The following is a 19,898-nucleotide window of genomic DNA, read 5'->3' as shown; positions in this document are numbered from 1 at the left end:
CCTTACGCTCGCCCGATATTGAGTTCGCCGACACCGCGCGCAATGCGCAGTGCGACCGCATATCGCGTCAGCTGATCGCGCCACTTCACCGCGTCTGGCACCCCATGCAAAACCCAAACTGGATGCCATGCATCGCTGGTCTCGATCACCAGCGTGCCAAACCCGAGTTGCGCTTGCCACCAGGCAGCTTCGACGACCACGTTCTGGATGCGAAAGAGCTCGAGACTCGTGGTACGGCGCGAGGCAATCCCTGTCGTCATGGTCAGCCGCTCCGTATCGATCACGACCCGGATCGCACGCGTCTGTGCCATCGCAGCTGCGGCAACGACAGGCGACACCAGCAGCGCGAGCGCAAGCACCGGCCACATGCGCGTGAACGCCGCAGCAGCGGCAAGCCCAACGATCAAAGCAGCTTCGGCTAAGGCCGAGCGCATGATCAACGGCAAGTTCACCATCCATACTGGTGATGCGTCGAACCAGACGTGCGGCGAACGCGTCCACTGTCCCATCGAGGGCGGTTGGCGCTCCATCATTCGTCCGCTCCCGCTGCTTTGGTCGGCGCCGGCAAGGCGAGGCGTGCCGGCCGCGGGTACTTCGGAGATGGCAGGATGGGCATCGGCTCACCCGCCTCCCAGAGCCATCCGTCGATCTCGCTGTCCGCGATAAGCCCCTCGAGCGCAGCTCGCGCTGACGGCGCCGCACCAGGCGTCGCTACGTACAGCGCAATCGGTTCGACGGTATCGGTCAATACACAGCTCGCCAGCGCCTGGTCATCTGCCAGGTTGTAGCGCAGGCTTTTAATGAAGCGGCGCTCGTCGGCCGACAGCGCGTCGACTATCATCTTGTCGTAGGCATCCTCGAACGGGATCCAGTTTCCCGTTACTACCATTGCTGAGAGCGTTGCAAGCGACGCGATTCCCGTCGGCCCGAGGAAGAACGTCCCGATCACCACCAGACGCGCATCGTCCACGCTGTCCCACAGGCCGATTGCGTTCGCAAAGCGCTTCTCGAAGCGCCGGTGCAGGTCAGTGTCCATCATGAACGGGAAGCTCGGCAGGTGCTTCAGGATCAGCTTCATTCCAAAGCGGGACGGGACGATATCTTTGACCTCGCCGATCACAATCATCATCGCTCGAGTCTTTCCCGGCTTCATCAGCTCGGCCATCGCCGCGATCCGACGCGCCGTCAGCTCGGCGTCCCGTTCCTTCGACCACGGTTCCGCAACGAACACCTGCTGTGCGAGCGGCGCCTTCTTCGCGGTCTTACCGTGCAGCGCCTCCGACAATGCCCGGCGTACGACGTACCAACTGCGTCTCCCAGCCATTGCCGGCGACCAGCGATTCAAGCCAGCCTCCTCCCACAGATAGTGCAACAGGCCGCGCAGGGTCAGTTTGGTCCCGTCCGTTCGGACGGTATCGCTTTCTTTGCCCGATGCTTCCGGCGCGGTGCGACCACTCGACTTGCTCATGCTGAAGTCGAGCCGTAGTGTCGTCGGTCCCTCATCCCCACCATCTTGGACTGCCTGGCCGACCACGGCGCCGCGACCCGATAGCTCGGGGGGCAATTCATGCGAATCGCATCCAAGCTTGTGTTGTCCAGCGGTGCCCGGCATCCGCTTGATGAGGAACCGACCATCGAACTGTGCGATGTACATCGGGATCCCTGGCTCGGGATCCCGGCAGTTGCAAAGCGGCCGGATCTTCCCCCGGTACGCTTTAGCGAGATGGCTCTGCAGGTCTTCAGCATCAGCCTGTACCACGGTGGTATCGAAGCGATAGGCGTGCATGTCGAGCATCCTGTTCAAAATAGCGAAGGTTGACGGTCCGGAGCGACGGTCGGTGTCGACGCGCTCGGCACTGTCGTCATGCGAACCATCAGCGGCACGCCGCATCCGTCGATAGTCAGGCTCAGTCCGTACACACCTACGCCGACATGATCAAGCTTCGTCCACGTCGGCATAAAGCCACGTTGCCGTGCGAGCCGTGTGAGTGCCGACTTGCTCATGCCTCTCATGCAATCCGCGACGAACTGGGCGCCCCGCTGCGGCATTAGGTGCGGCGGGAAGGTATCGGGTAAGCCGAACGTGTCGAGTTGTTCCATGGTGCGTGGGTGCATCGTTAGTGGTGGAGCGCGGCCGACAACAGGCCGAAGCCGAGTATCGAGAGGCCCGAGCTCAGCGCCGCGGTAAGCAAGATGGTCCGCCACGGCGTGGGCGCTGGACGTGGAAACGTGATCAGCTGCTGCAGCTTCGTCAGCTCGGCCTGCAGCGCGTCGACCGCCTCGCGACGCGCCAGGCGTGATGCGCGTACCGCCAGCTCGCCCTTAAACGCGGCCTCCGAATGTCCGACGATCTCGGCAAGCCGATCCGTCGTGTCGCGCGCGGCCACCAAGGTCGCGGTCAGGCGTTCGTCCGTCTCGTGGATCGCAGGGGCGACGTGCTTCAGTGCCTCCATCAGATTCCAGACGTCGCTGACGAGGTCGGCGATCGCGGCCTCGCGCAATTCGTTGCTGCTAGGCCAGCGTTGAAGCCCGTCGAGTACCGAAGCACCCGCGGGGCTCTCGCCGGCCAACTGCGCTTCTCGGCGCTGCGCCGGCGCATTCATGCAACTGTCTCCCGCATCACGGCCTCGAATACCGCATCCAGCTTCGGGCTGATCGATCTGGCCTTGGATTGGAGGATCCGCCGCCGCGACAGGCGCACGCGCTCGCCTGAATCGGTAGCGGCCGCAATCGCCGCTCGGTAATCGGTTTCGTCGCGACAGAGCGCGTGCAAGGTCGTTCCCAGCTCGGCCGCCAGCGAAAACACGTCACTTTTCGGAACAACCGCCGACGTATCGAGCATGAAGTGTCCTCCCCGTCGATGAAGCTCGAGCAGCGGCGCGAAGGCACGTCCGACCGAAACCTCGACCGTCTCGTTGCGCTCGACCACCACCTGGTTCAACACGACGCGAATGCGTTCGGGTTCGACGCCCAGGTCGGTTAGCAAGTCGATGGTCTTGAGCGTGTCCTGTAGCTGCTTGCGATCCGGCACGGCGGGGACCACAAAAAAGCCATAGTCCTCTTGGAGCCCCGACGCTTCATCCAGCCGCCGCAGATACTCCTCCACGTTCGACGCGCCGATGTCGACCAGGAACGCGCGTCCCTGCATCAACTCCTCGTGGAGCTCGTCAAACTGGCCGGCGATCATCACCTGCACGTCTCCCCCGCGATGCGCAAGGTCGGCCTCATCTGCATTGATGGATTCGATCTGGCGCACCGGCATCCCAGGAAGGCGCGGAGCGAACAGTTCGCGGGTAAGGGTCGTCTTGCCAACGTTGCCGGAACAGTTGACGAGAGCAATGCTGATATTCATTTGACGGTCTCCAAAGTGGATAAGGCAGGCGTGTACGCGACGAACACGTTGTGTCCGGGCCGGGCTTCGCACAGGAACGTGCCGGTACGGGGAACCCTTTTAACGGGTTGGCCGAGCACTCGTAGCCCGGTGTCGAGGTGCCGTTCGCCGAGCGCGTGGACGCCAAGGCGGCTGCCAGCCACGACACTGGTGCGGGCTTCGATGTCGGCCAGGTGCGGCCAGCGGGCGCGCAGTGCATCAACGAAGGGATCGACCATCGCGTCAGCCAACCGGTATGCGTCGAACCACCCCTTCCGGCGGGCAGGGTGCAGGCGCAGCCATCCCGGCAAGACACGCGGCGATCGCGCAGCGGCGATGGCCGGCATCAGACTGGATCCTTTGCGGCGGGCCACTTACACCCCCATCTTCGGTGAAGGCGCAGGCGTCGCCGGCGCCGGCGTGGGGGCCGGTGCCGTCCACTCAGCCTTCTGCGTCTTGAATCGGGCGTCGATCGCTTCCAGCGCTTGCTGCGGCGTCAATTCGCCGCGTTCGACGCGCTGCTGGATCTCGATCGCCGATTGCATGCGGGCATTGAACCGGTTCATCACTTCCGCACGTGTCCGCGCCGGGTAACTCGCCAAGGCTTTTTCCGCGAGGCCGCGCAATTCCGCGACCGTTTGGGGCGGCGCCTGGACGGCGGCCGGTGTGCTCTCGGCGGATGGGGTCGCCGCAACCGTCGCGGTCGTCGACGGTTGCGTTGCGGGCTGCGGATCAGTCTTCGCTGCCGGTGAAGGCGGTTGCGTTGTCGGCGCTGGCGCGCTCGAATCCGCCGCTGCGGTCGGCTTCGCGACCGCCGGCTCACCGCCCCCGTCTGGCGACTGGCCCTTGCGGATGGTCAGGGCCTCCCGCTGCCGATCGCGCTCGCGCGTGGCCGCCTCGAGCAACGCGCGATCCGCTTCACTCGGCTTGAAATTTGTAACTTCGACCCCCGCAAGGCTGGCCTCGAGCCACGCGTTGCGCCGGAACGTCGCACTGCCCGTTACCGCGATCGACGTAAAGTTCTTCACGACGGCGACGGAGATCATGTCCGCGATCGTCTCTCGGTCGTTCGCGTGCGACGTGAGCCGGGGCCCCTTGTCTTCGAAATGCGGCTTGGTCTGCTCTGGTGCGCCCGGATTTTTCAGGTCCGGTTTCCAGAATTTCCCGTCTTTCACCACGTACCGTGCCGCAATGTCGGCCGGGACGTCGTAGCCGCTCGCTTTCAGCACTGGCTTACGATCGACGCCGTCGCCGATTTCGATCACGTTCGGCGTCGCGTCGGGTTTGGACGCTGTCTGCGGCTTCGCGGTTTCACCCGGTGTCGACGTCACCGTTGGTTTTACCTTCGCCGGCTTCGATTGCAACTGCTCGTTGACCTGCTCGACCTTGCGCTGTGCCTCGGTCGAGACGGTCTGCTGGCGCGCTTGGGCGGCCGAGAGCTGCTCGCGCACCGCGGCGCTATCGGCAACCCGCGATTGTCCGACCCGCGCCAGCGCGGCATCGGCAATCCGATCGCCGCTCGGACGCACCGCATCGTTCGCCGGATGCTTGGCGTCCCCCTCGTTGGCAGGCTTGCCGACCTTCACCGTGCTGCCATGTACCGGCGTGTCGCCCACGGTCTGCTTTGGCGCACGCGCCGGCTGCTCGATCGCCTGCTTGCCGAGCGTCCAGCCGGACACGTGCGCGGCCGCGACGGTCGTGTTGACGAACGGTTGATCGACAATCTTTCGCGCCCCATCGTAATGACCGAGTGTGCGAGCCACGTTTTCAACCGATTGCCGCATGGCGTCGGTCACCGCATGCGCGGATGCCCACTTTACCCACGCGATCGTCTGCTCGCGAACGTGATCAGGAATCTTCACGCCACGGGCGACCGTATTGCGCAGCGCGTCGTCAACGGTACCGACCATCTCCGAGAACGGACGCTGAGCATCCACCGTGACTCCCAGGGCCCGAAACATCGGGGCGAATCGCTCGGCACTCGCTGCGTTCGCAGGGCCGATCGCCGGATCGTGCTCGACTACCGTGCGGGTCCGGCCGACGTGATACGCGTCGGCCAACACGGGATTCTGGAATGGATTCTCTGCGCGCCCAGCGTCGCGGTCATCGTAGCGCCCGAGCGCCTGCGCGACGCGCGCGGCTGCATCCTGCACCGCCGGGTCCGGATTCTGGCTAACCCACTCCAGCCAGTCCACGATCTGCTCGCTGGCGCCGTCCGGCAGGTCACTGTTCATCCGAGCGGACATCCGGATCCGCATCGCGACCGTGTCGAGCGACGTCGAAAGCGGCACCGGCAGCGTACTGTCGAGATCCAGCGACTCAAACAGTTCAACGGTACCCGCGAACGGATAGGATTCGATATCGCGCGGCTGCGTCCATGCTGCTGGCATCTGCCCGGGCTCTCCGACCTGCGGCTCGACATGGCCCTTGTGCAAGTCGGCGGCCGGCAGCTCAACTGCGCCGCCGATCTCCGGCTCCTCCCCTGTGGCCTGGCGCCGGTCGTACGCTTGCTTCCAGTGTTCGAATTCCTCTTGCCCTTCGGACGACAACCGTGACGGAATGCCGAGCGACTGGCGCACATACAAGACGAGCTCCGATCGATCGGCCGCCGACTCAAGAAAGGCCAGTTCGCTATCGAGAGCACGCTCCACCTCTTTCGCGGTCTTGCCCTGCGCAAATTCCCCCTCGATACGGGCTGTCAAGCCTCGGCGATCCGCGACAGCGCGCCAGAATCCCATCTGGCTGTCCATCCAGTTCGACGATGCTTGCGGCTCGGGATCGCTTCCACCAGCCACATCCGCTTCCTGCGCGGCCGCGATATCGGCACGGTGATCGGCCTCCGTCGATGAAGGCGAGATTTCCGTGTCGCCACTCGTCACGTTCTGCGTCGCCCCGTTCGACGGGCCGACGTGCTCCACGGCGGGCGCGGTCGATACACCAACCTCTGCCTCCAGTGGTTGCTCCAGCTGAAATTGCTTACGGATCTTCGCGACGGCTGCGCCTGCCAACGGAGGCAGCCCCTCCGCAACGAAGCCGCTCCCGGTACGGATCGCTTCACCGACCGCGCGATCGCCGGCGGCCGCATTCCCCGTTCGTCTCCATGCATCACGATGCAGCGTTTCGACTTTCGCATCGAGCGCAAGCGTCGTGGTCACCTCCGAACCCTTCAGGTTCGTGGACGCGGCGATCGACTGCAGCGCCTCGCGAAACGCCCGCCCGATCTGTTCGTCGAGTGGTGCAGCGCCTGCGACCGGTACAGCGCCCGTCGCAACCGTCGATGGCACCTGCCCCCCCCTGTTCCATTTCTGCCAGAACGCCTCGCGCGCGGCGTTGAGTGCGGCCGCTTCGGGCGAATTGTCTTTCTCGACGAGAGCACGCAAATTCGCCTCGACCTCCTCGTGCGGTCTCCCCGAGCTCGCCGCGATATCCGTAGCGATTGCTTTGCGCCGCTCCGGATCATCGAGGTCCTTTAACGTGTACTGCGCTGCGCCTGCAGGTTTGTCGGCGATCCCGGCCGTGGCCGCGATCTCCGCATCGGCGGCAGGGGCACCGCGCGCCGGTGCAGTTCGTTTGCGGCTCGCTGGCTTTGCCGGATCGGCAGCAGGTGCAGCTTGACGCGGAAGCCAGTTCCCACCGCGGCGCGTCTTGAAGTTTCGAATGCTTCCGTTCACGCGCCCATCAAGCGTCAGCCGATATGATCCACTCGTCTTTCCGGGTGCGTCGCCTTCCACCGGCACGCGGTGAAATTCGCCGTCCGCGACCGGCGGCCCGCCCAACACCAGCCCGCGTTCCTTTGCTGCCGCCGCGAACTCGCGAATGATCGCGTCACGGTCGATCGTCGTCTTTTCATCAGCCATGGTGGTACAGAGCCTCCGTCGTCATATGGGTGCTGTTGTTCGCCGCGCTGGGTGCGGGCGGGTTCGTAGGAGTGGGCGCAGGTCTACCGACCGGCCAATCGCTCGGGTTCGTCGCCGACGTCAGAGGCGCGAACATCTCGCGCAGCTCGTCCGTGACCGTCTCGCCGAGATCGAACAGATCAGCAAGCGCAGCTTCGAATACCTTTGCCACGATCGGCGAGGCAGGCTGTTCGTCGTTGAGCGCGCGCAGGGCTTTCGCAGTCAGCGGCGCAGCGCCCGCCTGACGAGACGCGCGCACGGCCGCGGCGACCTTTGCCGAGCGCTCGGCATGAATCTTTGCGATGTCGAGGATTTCGATCCCCTCCGCACGCATTTGCCCCGACATCTGCGCAGCCTTCATCTCTTCTTCTGTCGGCATGCGATCGCCAAGCGCGGCCAGCATCGGGCATACGGACTTCAGGCGGTCGATGAATTGGGGGTCCTCGTAATACGTCGCCTTCTCGCATCGGATCGGCAGGCCCATGCCGAGAATGAACTCCTCATCTTGGTCCGCCTGCTCGAGCTCCTGCGCCATCATCAGCGCGCGCCGTTGATCCGACGTGCTCTCGCCCACTGACGTATTGCGGCCACGCTGTCGGCTCGAGGACTTCGACTTCTCGGTGAAGTAGCCGAGCGTCTCCGATACTTCCTTCGCGTCCTCGGTGTCTCGAGGCGGATAGATGATTTTGAGCGCGTGATTCGTGACCAGCGTCCGCATCCCGAGCTTGCCGTATGCGTCCTCGCCCTGAGATTTCGACTGCAGAATCGTGAGCAGACGGATGTTGTAACCAGCGATGAACGCATTGGCCTTATCCAGCACTTCAATCTTGCCGACCGAAGTCGCCTCGTCAAGAATCCCCAGGCACTGGTAACGCAGGCTCGCGTCGGCCTCCGGCAGAACCTCCAAGTTCTCCTCGATCCATTGCGTGAAGAACAGATTCGCGAGCAGCCCGGCGATCGCCATCTTGGCGGCCGGCAGTACCAGATAGATCGACATCGGCTGCCGACGTACCTGATCGACCTGAAAATCGCACCGACTCGTCGCGGCGTCGACGATCGGGTTCGCGAAGAGCATGAGCCCCGACGTGAAGGTCTTGGTGATGTTGAGCATCGTCTCGTCAGGCGACGCCATCAGCCGCCCGAGCGCGCCGAGGCAGTCACCTGACAGCGGTTCGCCGTTGACCTCGCGGTTCATCATGTCCGCAAGGTGATCTCGTAGCTTCACGTCCGGTCGGACCGGCACCGCCTCACGCAGCACCTGCCCAAAGGTGCAGTTTCCGGTCGTTTCCATCAGGTACAGCGCCACACCCAGGAACAAGTCAGCCGCGCTGTCATAGAAGAATTTGTTGCGCGCATCCGGCGTGTGATAGAGACGGGCCGCAATCATCTGCAGGCGACCGATCCGGATATGGGGCGCCAACTTCGCGATCTTCTCGAGCGGGTTCCAGCAGTGCGTGTAGCCGCCCTCGTCGAAAGGCGCCCAGCGGAACACCTGTTGGCCACATTGCTGCCGGTACTTCGACGTAATGTCGAAGCCCTCTCCCTTGATGTCGAGTTCGACGACCGAGTCCGGATAGGTGAGAAGGTTCGGGATCACAACCGCGACGCCCTTCTTGCTGCGAGTAGGCGCGGCCAACATCACAAACTGCTGGCCAGCGAAAGTAAGGTACTTGCCCAGGTACTTGCCAACGATGATGGATGGATAGCGACGCCGCCCGGGCTTTACTCGGCCCTCGGCCTCATCGAGCAAACCATACTTCCGAATCTCATGCACCCGCGCGAACCGCGCACTGCCGTGTAACTCTCGCTTCGGCCGGTTCACCAGAAGCGCGAGCACGACCACGAACAGCGGAACAGCCGGCAGAATGACCGACACGGTCGTCCCTGCGATCAGCGCTAAACGCACCTTGAAGACGTGGCCGTACGCTTGCCAGTAGTCAAGCAGCGTCCACACGCTGACAACCGACTCTGGCAGCTGCTCGATCTGCGCGAACAGGGTCGCGCCAGCATACTGGCCGGCAACCACCAACGCACCGAACGCGAGGAGGCCCGCGATGAGGCCCAGCAACTTGAACACAGTGGCCGCCTTCATACGCCGCCTCGTACAGAATAGGGCGTTCCGCGTGCCCAGCGGCTCTGCCAATGCGCAAGATAGGCCGCCGCGACGGTAGGGCAGTGCCACAGCACCATCACGTCTTCGCTATTGCGGCGGGCGGCTGCCGCACTGAAATTAAAGCTTCCGGTCTCGACTGTTTCACCGTCGATCGTCACCGTCTTGTCGTGATGGATCGCGTACGCCTCGATCGTTCGCACCGGGATTCCAGCGCGGACGAGCATGTTCAGCGCGGCCGCGCTCGCTCCGCGCCCCGGACCGGTCAGGTTCTGTCGTGCATCGACCGCAACTGCGACATCAACTCCGCGGCTTCTCGCATCGACCAAGGCCCGCGCGACTTCCCGCGACGTAAAGGCGTAGGCTGACACGCGAATTGACTGACGCGCGCTTGCGATCGCCTTGAGTACCAAGGCGATGCCGGAACCCTCCGGCGAAAATCCGATCTCGGGCTGGCAAACATCGGCCGACGACGACGCGTGGACAGCCTGGACGCCAAGACCCGACGTCACCCCACTGGCCCATGCACTCGCGGACTGCCACCACCGCGTCATGACACCGCGGGCAGGATTTGCGGCCCAGGCATGAGCACCTTCCGACGCGCATGCGATGAACACGGCCGCCACCGCCAGAATGTACTTAGGGCGTCGGCTCATCGCTTTCCACCCGTCACGGAGGATCCCGTCGGCGTGCCCTGCAGCGACATCGTCTTCATCCTTGCCCCCGCTACGCCTGCACACGCGAGATCCAGCGACCGTTCGACATCCCACACAAAGCGATCATCCATCGTGCCATCGCGAAAGCCTGCGACGGCGGCGATTGACGGGAAGGACACGACGACCGAGCCGCTCGGCAACCGTGACAACGTCGCGCGATCAACGAGGTAGAAATATCGCTGGAGAAACAGCCCCGGCAATTCGCCCATCAGCAACAGCTCTTCCTGGATTTCGTCGAGTCGCGCCTTGCAATCGCGTAGCGTATGAAACCCGACCGCTGCGGACCCACGAGCAAGCTTGCGCTGTACGTCGATGACATTCGCGAGCGCAATCTGCTCCTGTTGTCGCAGCGCGTCGATGTTGGTGTGATGTGTCATGCGAGCCCCCGCTGCAGCTTCCACTTCGTGACCGGGTCAAAGTAGATCTCTTTCAGGCATTTGTTCTCCATGAACAGCACCACATCGATCGTTGTTTTTACTTCACGCAGAATGTGCTCCCACGTCAGCGTTTGCCCGACCGCGCTCTGCTTGACGAGCGTCGCGATTCGAGCCATTGCCGAGATTGCATCGTTCGCATGGACCGTCGTAAGCCCGCCCTGGTGGCCCGTGTTCAGGAGCACCAGGTAGTCCCATGTCTCGTCTCCGCGCAGCTCCGCGAGATACACGCGATCGAATTTCATTCGCAGCGTGGACTTCACGATCCGCTTCGCCGGGAGCGCCTCGCTGTAGAACAGGTGAACGTGGTTCGGCTGCTTCGGCAGCGGAAGTTCATGGGTGTCTTCGATCGTGGCGACGCGAACTTGCGCCGGCACCAGGTCAGCCAACGACTTCATCAGAGTTGTCTTGCCCGACCCAGTGCCACCGACCAAGACGATGTTCAGGCGATTGAGCACTGCGAGCGTAAGAAACCGTTCGACGTCCCGCTGCGCGATCGCGTCGAGCATGTCGAGTTCGAACCGCTGAAGCGTTACGATCGCCGGCGCCGCGAGCTGACGCCGAACCTCCGAAACGTCGTCGGCACCACGAACACTCACGTCGCCCAGCGACAATGCACCAAGGTCGCGCTCGGCGACGTCTCGAAAGTTGGTCAGAAATCCTTTGCTGGTCAGCTCATTCACGGACCATCGCGTCGAGCTCGGTATCCGAATCGTCGTCGCAACCGTGTTGGGTTCACATGCAGGCGGGATCACCACCTGTCCACGCTCGCCATCGGGCAAGCGGACTGGCTTCTCCGGCTCCGACGTCGACAGGGGCGGCGTCGCCTTGCCGAAGATCGTCAGTGCATTGGCCAGTTTCACCAGCGTATCGAGTGACGCGTCAGGGATGATGTGTTGCACCCAGCCGTCACGGCTCTCCGTCCAGGCTTCGCCCGGTCTGTTGATTGCAACCTCGGTAACACCTGGACGCTTAATCAGGTCAGATATGCCCGTCGTTTCCAGCAGATTCCGGACCGTGACGCTCCCGTCATAGCCCCCTTGAAATTCATTGCTTGACAAGTTCATAGACATTCCCGAAGTCAACGTCGCGTGCGACAAAAATATTGAGCGCCGAGCCGTGAGCCGAATACGCGGTGGGCGGGATGTTGATCGTGTTGCGCAAAATTTCGGACGCGAACTGCTGCATCCCTGAACTCGTGTTGGAGAACTGGATCTGCGTGCCGCTGCCGTGTTGCGTCAGGTTGGACAGCGCCTGCCCGGCGTCGCCAATCACCGACAGCAAGATCGCACCGCCAAAGCGAGCCCAGAAGTGCGTGTCGACATCGGCGTCAATGCCGGTCGCACCGAGTGCGTTTGTCGCCGGCGAGTCGAGGGGGATCGTTACCCCCTTGGGGGTGTCGATCCGCGTCCACACCACGAAGATGCTGGCTTGCCCCTGAAGCACTGCCTTGCGCTGCTCGCCCGTCGCCTCGCTCCCGCGTTCGAGTAACAGTGTTTTTCCGTCGGCTGAATACACGTCCTCGCTCACATGGCAGGAGACCGCGCCCGGATACGTCGTGCTGATTTGCAACGCCTGACCGCACGGAATCAGCTTTCCACGTTTGAGCAACAGGCTGAGATTCGGCAGGAAGCTGGCTTTAACGCTCGACAGCCGCGAGGGCGCAAGGCTGTCGTCCAGGCCGTCGCGCGCGAAGCTGGTCGGCATCGCCGGCTGGTCACCAGCCTGCGCGTTGCGCTGGCGAGCCTGCAGCGCCGCCAAAGAATCAGCGCCATCCGATGAGCCGAGCTTCACCAGTACATCGCCTGATAGGCGTCGATCGGCTGGAGATTCCGGGGCCGATGCAGGCACACCCGATCGATCCGCCGCTGCGGCTCCCGGCGCGCCCCGGCCATTTGCCGGGGCGCCGCTGGCAGCTGCCGGCGCGGCACCACGTGCACCAGCCGGCTCCGGCAACCCCGACGAAGCAGCGTTCGCCGCTTCGGCAGCACTGGCCGCCTCGGTCGCCTCGACCTTCTTTTTGTAGCCAGACAGGTCGGGGTCCGCAGTCGCCTGTTTGACCGGCGCGTCGCGTGCAGCCTTCTTGTGTTCGAGATACGCATCGCCCGCCCGCTTCACGAATACGGCTGCGCTCCCCGTCACCAGGAGCAGGACGACCACGACGGCCAGCACAATCCAGACCCGCCGCACGTTTGTTTTGCGCTTACCACGTGCGAGTCCAGGAATGCCGCGCGGCTCCATTCCCGTCTCGGGCGGTCGGGCCGCCTCTGTCGGTTCGACAGTGTTCGGCGTCTGATCAGTCATGGGCACCGCCCTTCGTCATCCGGACCCACCCCGGCGTCGTAGTGCCCGTCCGATTGAATGTCCCGTCAGGGTTGTAGCCGTTGTTTCGGATTGCCAGCACCGCCTTCCCCAGCCGCAACACGAAGCCCGGTGCAAGGTGTTCAACAACGATCGTGTCGCCCTCGACGTGCCGATTCGTCGTCGCCTCCGAGCCGTCGGCCTGGACGCGGAAGATCTCCGGCGTCTGGCGAGTCGTGTCGTACTGGAAGTACGTGAAGCGGCCATCGTCCCAGAGAGCGGTCGGAGCGATCGACAGATCCCCCTTCATGTCAAAGTCTTCGTTGCGCCGATCCGCAAGGTCGCCATCAGCGTTGCTCATCGCTTTCACGCGGTCCGCCTTCTCCTTCGCTTCCCGCGCGGCTTTTGCGCGCGTGTCCGGATAGTCGAACGACAGCGCCCACGTCGGCGTATCTGCCTTGCCGGCCGTCTCCAATCCGAAGACATAGCGCCGGCGATTCGTCACAACGAGCAGGTTCGTATCCGGGTTCCTCTCTTGCGCTTTCAGCATGAACCAGTTGCCCTTGGCGCCGATCGTCCAACCTTTCGCGTCGCCGGTACCGAGCCCGGATTCGGGGCCCTCAACTACTTCACCGGGCTCGAACTGGATCACAGTCGCCTGTCCGATCCGGAACGGTATGCGGTAAACCGCATTCGGGTCGTAGGTTGCACAACGCACATGTGCGTCGGTGTCACAAGCAGGCGGAGTTACAAACGCGCTTGCGGAGCAGGATGCCGCTCCCAACATGAGTACAGACACCGCACGCGTTATCGCCAGAGTTCGAACACGCTTCACGATGCCCCCTTCGCGCCGAGCGCTGGCACCACCGGCATCGCGTCTGAGCGCGTCCAGTCGCGATCGACGTTGTAGCTTGTGACGCGGAAGCCGGTCGGGTCGCGCTCGAGCTCCATCCCCGACTCGGGCAGGTTGTCGTGGCGGTACGAAATCGTGGCGACCCAGTATTCGGTTTTTTGCGGCCGCATACCGTTTTGGGAGTCCTGCACGGTCGACATGGGTTTGATCGTCTTCGAAAAGAACACCTGTGCGGTCGAACCAACGAATGTGATTGCGCCAACCTTCGCTACCACGCGCACCTGGTTCTTCAGGATCTTCTGCGGCGCCGTATCCTTCTGGAACAGCGCGACATAGTTCTCCTGCTCCTTGTCGGCTGTCATCAGCTTGACGGTGTCGTACATGTCCTGAATCGTTTCCCAGTCGTAGCTCTCTCGCATTTCGACGTACCGGCGTAGGTCGGCGCGATCCTGAACCTCAGTGAACGGCATCTCGCCGTTGCGGATCACGCCGATCACGTCCGTTGTTCCGCTGGTATCGTTGGTCCGGATCAGCGCGGGTGGGTTCGGCCTCTTTAGTTGTACTAATGCCCCACCACCCAAAAGGCCGAATAGCCCGATCAGACCGCCCCCCACCGCAACTCGGATTGCAAATTTCGTCGTCTGCTTGAGTGCATCCTGCTTCGAGCGTTCAAACCCCAGGGCTTGCTCCAGGTACCACCGCGCGCCCTCGCTCAACCGAGACTTCGCCTCGCGTGCTGCCTCCTCCTGCGACGCAGCATTCGCCGGTGCGGATGGCCGTGACGTCTTGTGTTGCTTCCGCGCGGGAGTGGGAGACGGTGCCCGCTCCACAGCGGGAACAGCGCCGACTGCGCCGGCCACAATTACCGCCCCTCTCGGACTACCGAGGCCGCCGCCGGCCGTCCGCGAACTTCTTCCGAATCGAAACATCAATTCTCTCCTTCGAACACCGGCACACAGTTCACCGGTTCCCACGTTCCTTGCGGCTGCGGCAATTGCCGTGCCGTCCCGCAGCCGCACAACATCGCCGCAATCGCTACGACGCTGCCCCAGCGTGCCAATCGAAACCGTTTCATCACCACCACTCCGTCACGGCCTACGTGCCGTCGTCAAGTCGACATCCATCCCAAATGCCATGCGCTGACTGCATTTCAAAGCCGACCGCAGGAAATCACACTGCCGATCGGTGATCGTCGACACGTCGACCGGTCCCTCGTCACCTGTCTGCATCTCGGAAATCAGCTGCTTGAGCTCGTGCGTCGCGATCTTGTCGATCGACATCTGTTTGCCAAGCAGATGAAACATCCGGGTGTACACCAGCATGTCGTGCGAGCTGATCGTCACCCCCTCTTCGGGCACGTCGATTCCGATATGCGTAAGAATCTCGTGAGGGGTCAGTTTCATTCAGTGTCACCTTCCTAGGTAGTTGGCCCGAGCTCAGTACGGCACGCACAATCACGAAGCTGCAATTGAACCGCCCTGGCGACCGCCACGACCGCCACCACCACCGCCACGGCCGGCGAGACCGCGCGCGACCTGACTAATCTTGCCGACCATCGACGAGATGCCAACACCACCGCCGAGCTGCGATGCAAGCGACGGAAGATTCAGCGATACGACAATGAACACCACACCGCTCGCGAGAATCTTCGCGAGAGTCGCCCAGGTCAGGACGTAGTCGGTCAATGTAAAGCTCTGCGGCAGAACGCTCGTTGCATAGTTCACCTCGATCGCGCCGGCGGCGGCGTAGAGGGCAACGAGGATTCCAAAGTTCACGCACTGCCCAGCCCACGCGTCAAAGAATCGCCGCGTCGGCGGGAACAGCAGCGCAACAATGAACATCGGGCCGAGCGCGAGAAGCAGCCCGAGGGCGAACTTAGCCAAGATGATGTAGGCGGCTGCGATCCCGAGGAACAAAGTCCCGGTCAAGATCAACGCCATCGAGATGCCAGCCAATTCCAACGCGAGGCCGATATCCGTGACACCAATGTTTGCGTTCTGGAACGTGTTCTTGATGGCGTTGACGTACAGATTCAGCAGGTTGTCGAGCGCTTGCATCCCCGAGTTCCCATTCGTGAGCGCCTTTGCAATGTCGTCGCCGAAGCCATTGAAAAACGGGACCACGTACTGGCTGTAGTACGAGATGTTCATCCCCATCACCAGGATCGCGAACCAGCCACCACACTTCATCAGGAAGTCGACCACCGGCACGTCCTCTTGCCCTCGCCAGTACGACACCAGCACCAAAAGCACGTAGATGCCGAAGGCCGCCGACGCAAGCGGGCTGATCATCGAGATGATCTGGGAAGATCCCGAATTGATGGTTTGCAGCACCGAGTCGTCGAACGACTTCTGCATGTCGGTGAAAACCGTGATCGCCATCGCGCTCTCCCAATTCCCTTGTCCTTGCGGACGGTGTACTTACTCGTCCGCGTTCACGCGGGTTTGCATGTCCTTCGACGCCTGCCGCGCTGCGAACTTCTCTTCGATCTGCTGCAGCCGGTCCATCAATGCCAGTCGGGTTTGCTCGGTCTGGATCTGCGCGTTCTCGGCGAGGAAGCGGTTGGCGAGGTCGGCCTTCGCGGCCGGATCCTGCGTCATATCCGACTGCTGCATCAACGACTGGATGTTCTGCAAGCGCTTGATCACCGCGTCGTACGCTTGCTGTGCCATCGCTTTATTCGACGCGAGCGTCGTGTTGTAGCGGCTTGCGCCCGCCGTAAATCCCGTCGTCATGCCCTCCTGCCGAAGGATCTCGTTCGCGACGCCTGAGATACCGCCAAGGCGCCCGGCGTTCGCCATGTCGTAGACCGATTTCCATTCGTCCGGCAGGTAGTTGCGCAGCTCAGGGTTGTTGAAGATCAACCCCAATCCGCGATTGCCCTTGATCATCTGCACCTGCGTCACAATCTGGTCGTACTGCGCCTTCAGTTGCTGGACCGTCAGAATCGCCTGCGCGACTTGCGACATGTCGATGGTGGGAATGCCTTGCGCGTGCGACAGGGGGGCCGCCGCGAGTGCGATGCTGACAACGGCCGCCTGGATGATCCTTCGATACGTTTTCATGGTTGCTCCGCTTTCGATTTGATTGGTTGATTGACCCGAGACGCGATACCAGGTCTGCGCCCCGACCGCCCCGCGCGGTCCACTACTCGCTGCTCTTTCCACCGTCGTCATCTCGGCCGGGTCACCCGCTAGGCCAGTTCGCCGGCCGTTACGGGCCGCCGGTCCCGTTTGCCCTTTCGGCGCTGCTGGAACAGTTCCATCCGTCGCTCCGGATCGCCATCCGCCTCGAGGCCGGCTTCTTCCCAGATCGCGACGTTGTCCAGGCTCGCCGATAGCACCGCCAGTTCGTCGGTGAAACCCTGTTTGAGGTCGAGCATCGCGAACGCCGACTGGTTGCCCTGTTTGATCAGGAACTTGCGCGAGTCCTTTGTCAGCGCTTTAAACTCCTTGAACTCCCGGTCCGTCATCAGGGGCCCATATCCCTCGCGGGTCGCGCTCGGATTCGGTAGGTAGATCTTCGTCGCCGTCAGCTGCAGGATCGCGCCGAACAGCGGGCTCTTCAGCGCCTCATCAGGCGTCTGCGACACCAGCACCAGGAATTCGTCCGCACGGCGGCCGACACGCAACGAGCGCTCGATCATCTTGCATGTCGTGGGATACGACACCGGCAACCAGAACTCTTCAATGATCGTTGCCAGCAACCCACCCTTCAGCTGCATCAGGCTCTTCAGGTGCAGGAGGAAGGCCAGGATCGGTTCGGTTGGGGCGTAGTCCTTCTTGAGGATGTCGGTGGCATCGAATCCGATCCGCCGAAACTGGCTCATGTCGATCTCGGCGTCGGCGACGTTGTCAAGCGCCCAAGCGAAGCGGCCTCCCGTCGACGCGCACCACGGCATCAGGCGTCGCGCAAGGCAGTTCTCGCCGGTGTCGGCAATGTTCTCGAGCAGGCGCGAGAAGCGGCGATCGCGCACGTTAGGCAGCCGATAAATCGCATCGACCGCGTTCTTGATGTCGATCATGTCCTCGACCGACAGCTTGCCGTCATGATCGCGACCGCAGGACCCGACCAGGTCGTAGAGGAACTCTCGATTGCGCGGTGTGTCTGCCAGCGCGAACGGCGCCAGCTGTGTCCACTCGCCCGCCTTCAGGGCGAAATAAGTACCGCCGAGCTCCTCGATGAAGATCTGCATACTGCGATCCATATCGATCGCGAAGATCTTCGGGTCGAACCGCTCGAGAAAACCGATCAATGCCAGCTGCAGGGTCGTCTTGCCGGCGCCGGTGTCGCCGAGCATCAAGGCGTGGCCTGCGAGCTTTTCTCCGGTGTTGTCTTCGTCCACACGAGACGCGTGGAAGTTGAAGCTGTACAGGCCCTTCGATACCGTCTGCAGTGGCATGACCGCCGAACCGTCGCCGATCGGATTGCCTCGCGATTTGCCGGCGGAATAGTTGTGCATCGAGAAGGCGGCCGCCAGGCTGCGAGTCGATTTAGGCATCGGCCGCGGCTTGTGTTTCGCGCCAGGCACCTGGCTGATGAAGGTCATCGGGGCCGACAGCGACGCCTTGACCCACCGAAAGCCGCACTCGTTGAGCGATTTGCTCGTTACGAACACGCCGTTGTCGATTGCCTGCTTGTCGGTGTCGCCGTAAACGACGAGTGCACCGTGGTACTCGCCGAATGCGAGATCGCGGCCGGCGACGAGTGCCTTTGCCTCCTTGAGCTCCTCCAGCTGGTGCGTTGCCTTGTCCTCGACTGAACGAAGCTTGTTTTCCTGGTCCTCGATCGCAAACATCGCGTCATAGTTACCCATGCCGATAAACGAATGGGTCAACGTGAATTCGGCGGGCAATGTGAGCAGCGGATTCAGCTGACCCCACCCCGATTTCGGGAAATCCTTCAAGTCGTAGCAGACCGCGAACCGCGTGCGATGGTCAGCACGCGTTTCCAGAACGTCGTAATGGAAGTGTTGCCAGGCGGAAGGGATCAGCTCGCTACCGAGCGCAGACGTGACCGGGACAACCTCGTCGACGCCATTGAGGAGCTCCGCGATGAACTGATACGGCTCGGAGAACAGAATATTGTTGTGCTCGAAGACGCGCAGCACCTGCGGATCGTACGCTGTCAGGCTCTTGTCGATAGTCTCGGCGAGCTCGTGAAGCTCCGTGACGAGTTCGTCAAGCGCCTCCCCCTTCAACACGATGGTCAGGTAAAAGCTGTTCTCAAAGAAATCGCCATTTTCAAATCGGCGCAGATATTTCGCGGCGAAGCGGCGCATGAACCGAGACTGAAAGCGATACTCGCTGTCAAAGCGTACCCGGCGGCGATTCAGGGTCAACCACATGCCAAGCCGGTTGCCCTTATCCATCACGAGCGACGCTTTGAAGCGATTCAGCGCCTCGAACTGGGTCTCGATTTCGCTCGTCGACACGGACTCGAACGGAATGCCCGACAGGCGTACCGCGAGCATTGCGCGGCCGTCCTCGAAGCTTGTGACGAACTCCGAAACCGGCCGGCCGATCTTCGGCAACAGGTCCTCGAGCGCCGGCTGGCGAATCAGTACGTCGCTGACGATCACTGTACGCTCCCTGTCGGCGTCGTACGACGCAGGACCTTCTCCCACAACACGGTTTTGCCGGCACCGACTTCGCCCTGCACGATCGTATGACCGATCGTCCTGTCGATCCTCGCACTGGTATTGGACAAGCCTTGCTCGGCCTGGTGCAAGTCGAGGGCGCCGTACGGTCTACGCACCGACTTATGCGACGATTTCATGTTGCTCCTCCAGACGCCGTTGGGCGAGTTCCGCCCGAAAACGCGCAATGAACTGTTCGGACATCTCCGCCGACGCCGTGCGCTCAAGCATCCTTCGGACATTCTTGTAGGTGCGGCCGTATCTCATCGGCGCGAGTGTGTAGGTCCGACCGAACAGGTTTGCGTTCGCCCGCGCAAACACGCAGCGCAGTTCAAAACCGAGGATTCTTAAGGCCTGGTCGTCCGTCTCGCTGACCTTCTTAAAGAACATCAGAACGGCTGCACCCGGGATCACTAGCAGCGCACCACCCGGCCCGAGCGTCAAAAGCGCGATGAGGCCCACCATCAGCGATGCGCAGAACACCACTAGCCCAGGGATCAGCGGGATGCCCCAAATCATCGCGGTCCGGTTCAGCGCCGCATACGACGGGTACAAGGTGCGCTCTTCCATGTCGCCCCCT

Annotated in this window: 20 protein-coding genes; all 20 read right to left on the bottom strand. The window is 62.5% G+C overall.

Going from position 1 to position 19,898, the window contains the following annotated elements; all coding sequences use genetic code 11:
• Positions 1–2: 2 nt before the first annotated feature.
• The 20 genes from LXE91_RS42500 to LXE91_RS42405 all read right to left on the bottom strand — a co-directional run bounded on the left by LXE91_RS42500 (position 3) and on the right by LXE91_RS42405 (position 19,888).
• A complete protein-coding gene (locus tag LXE91_RS42500; protein WP_089464356.1) occupies positions 3–533 on the bottom strand; it encodes a PH domain-containing protein in 531 nt (176 codons plus the stop codon).
• The gene (locus LXE91_RS42495) at positions 530–1,786 is read right to left on the bottom strand and encodes a DUF1173 domain-containing protein (RefSeq protein WP_070162870.1); all 1,257 of its coding nucleotides are present in this window, start codon (positions 1,784–1,786) and stop codon (positions 530–532) included. Before LXE91_RS42495 ends, LXE91_RS42500 begins: the two co-directional genes overlap by 4 nt.
• A 14-nt stretch (positions 1,787–1,800) precedes the next feature.
• Entirely contained in the window at positions 1,801–2,100 is a 300-nt protein-coding gene (locus tag LXE91_RS42490) for a hypothetical protein (protein ID WP_070162860.1), read from the bottom strand.
• A gap of 17 nt (positions 2,101–2,117) precedes the next feature.
• A complete protein-coding gene (locus tag LXE91_RS42485) occupies positions 2,118–2,603 on the bottom strand; it encodes a hypothetical protein (RefSeq protein WP_070162861.1) in 486 nt (161 codons plus the stop codon).
• A complete protein-coding gene (stbB, locus tag LXE91_RS42480) occupies positions 2,600–3,352 on the bottom strand; it encodes a StbB family protein (RefSeq protein WP_070162862.1) in 753 nt (250 codons plus the stop codon). Before stbB ends, LXE91_RS42485 begins: the two co-directional genes overlap by 4 nt.
• The gene (locus tag LXE91_RS42475; protein ID WP_070162863.1) at positions 3,349–3,717 is read right to left on the bottom strand and encodes a hypothetical protein; all 369 of its coding nucleotides are present in this window, start codon (positions 3,715–3,717) and stop codon (positions 3,349–3,351) included. The genes stbB and LXE91_RS42475 overlap by 4 nt, the downstream gene beginning before the upstream one ends.
• A gap of 27 nt (positions 3,718–3,744) precedes the next feature.
• The gene (locus tag LXE91_RS42470) at positions 3,745–7,227 is read right to left on the bottom strand and encodes an LPD7 domain-containing protein (RefSeq protein WP_070162864.1); all 3,483 of its coding nucleotides are present in this window, start codon (positions 7,225–7,227) and stop codon (positions 3,745–3,747) included.
• On the bottom strand, positions 7,220–9,358 hold the full coding sequence (locus LXE91_RS42465; RefSeq protein ID WP_070162865.1) for a type IV secretory system conjugative DNA transfer family protein: 2,139 nt from the start codon (positions 9,356–9,358) through the stop codon (positions 7,220–7,222). Before LXE91_RS42465 ends, LXE91_RS42470 begins: the two co-directional genes overlap by 8 nt.
• Positions 9,355–10,032: a phospholipase D family nuclease gene (locus tag LXE91_RS42460; RefSeq protein WP_226206196.1), complete on the bottom strand. Its 678-nt coding sequence runs from the start codon at positions 10,030–10,032 to the stop codon at positions 9,355–9,357. The genes LXE91_RS42465 and LXE91_RS42460 overlap by 4 nt, the downstream gene beginning before the upstream one ends.
• Complete coding sequence (locus LXE91_RS42455; protein WP_070162866.1) at positions 10,029–10,469, bottom strand: hypothetical protein; 441 nt, start codon at positions 10,467–10,469, stop codon at positions 10,029–10,031. Before LXE91_RS42455 ends, LXE91_RS42460 begins: the two co-directional genes overlap by 4 nt.
• Positions 10,466–11,599, bottom strand: a complete 1,134-nt coding sequence (locus LXE91_RS42450) for an ATPase, T2SS/T4P/T4SS family (RefSeq protein WP_232736629.1) — start codon at positions 11,597–11,599, stop codon at positions 10,466–10,468. The genes LXE91_RS42455 and LXE91_RS42450 overlap by 4 nt, the downstream gene beginning before the upstream one ends.
• Positions 11,574–12,830, bottom strand: a complete 1,257-nt coding sequence (gene virB10 / locus LXE91_RS42445) for a type IV secretion system protein VirB10 (protein ID WP_226206194.1) — start codon at positions 12,828–12,830, stop codon at positions 11,574–11,576. The genes LXE91_RS42450 and virB10 overlap by 26 nt, the downstream gene beginning before the upstream one ends.
• Positions 12,823–13,614, bottom strand: coding sequence for a TrbG/VirB9 family P-type conjugative transfer protein (locus LXE91_RS42440; protein ID WP_089464362.1), 792 nt, complete (start codon positions 13,612–13,614; stop codon positions 12,823–12,825). The genes virB10 and LXE91_RS42440 overlap by 8 nt, the downstream gene beginning before the upstream one ends.
• 44 nt (positions 13,615–13,658) lie before the next feature.
• Complete coding sequence (locus LXE91_RS42435) at positions 13,659–14,396, bottom strand: VirB8 family type IV secretion system protein (RefSeq protein WP_174990679.1); 738 nt, start codon at positions 14,394–14,396, stop codon at positions 13,659–13,661.
• Positions 14,397–14,768: 372 nt separating this feature from the next.
• On the bottom strand, positions 14,769–15,083 hold the full coding sequence (locus LXE91_RS42430) for a hypothetical protein (protein ID WP_143330926.1): 315 nt from the start codon (positions 15,081–15,083) through the stop codon (positions 14,769–14,771).
• A 51-nt stretch (positions 15,084–15,134) separates the two neighbouring features.
• Positions 15,135–16,061, bottom strand: a complete 927-nt coding sequence (locus LXE91_RS42425) for a TrbL/VirB6 family protein (RefSeq protein WP_089464365.1) — start codon at positions 16,059–16,061, stop codon at positions 15,135–15,137.
• A gap of 39 nt (positions 16,062–16,100) precedes the next feature.
• Positions 16,101–16,856, bottom strand: coding sequence for a TrbJ/VirB5 family protein (locus LXE91_RS42420; protein ID WP_226206192.1), 756 nt, complete (start codon positions 16,854–16,856; stop codon positions 16,101–16,103).
• 17 nt (positions 16,857–16,873) lie between these two features.
• A complete protein-coding gene (locus tag LXE91_RS42415; RefSeq protein WP_226206190.1) occupies positions 16,874–19,261 on the bottom strand; it encodes a VirB4 family type IV secretion/conjugal transfer ATPase in 2,388 nt (795 codons plus the stop codon).
• Positions 19,258–19,458, bottom strand: coding sequence for a hypothetical protein (locus LXE91_RS42410; protein WP_143330927.1), 201 nt, complete (start codon positions 19,456–19,458; stop codon positions 19,258–19,260). Before LXE91_RS42410 ends, LXE91_RS42415 begins: the two co-directional genes overlap by 4 nt.
• A complete protein-coding gene (locus LXE91_RS42405; RefSeq protein ID WP_089464368.1) occupies positions 19,442–19,888 on the bottom strand; it encodes a VirB3 family type IV secretion system protein in 447 nt (148 codons plus the stop codon). Before LXE91_RS42405 ends, LXE91_RS42410 begins: the two co-directional genes overlap by 17 nt.
• Positions 19,889–19,898 lie beyond the last annotated feature (10 nt).

The sequence above is a fragment of the Burkholderia contaminans genome, from assembly GCF_029633825.1.
In the GTDB taxonomy this organism is placed as follows: Bacteria; Pseudomonadota; Gammaproteobacteria; order Burkholderiales; family Burkholderiaceae; genus Burkholderia; species Burkholderia contaminans.
The sequence above is the reverse complement of the archived record's forward strand: the minus strand, read 5'-3'. Positions and strand labels throughout refer to the sequence as shown.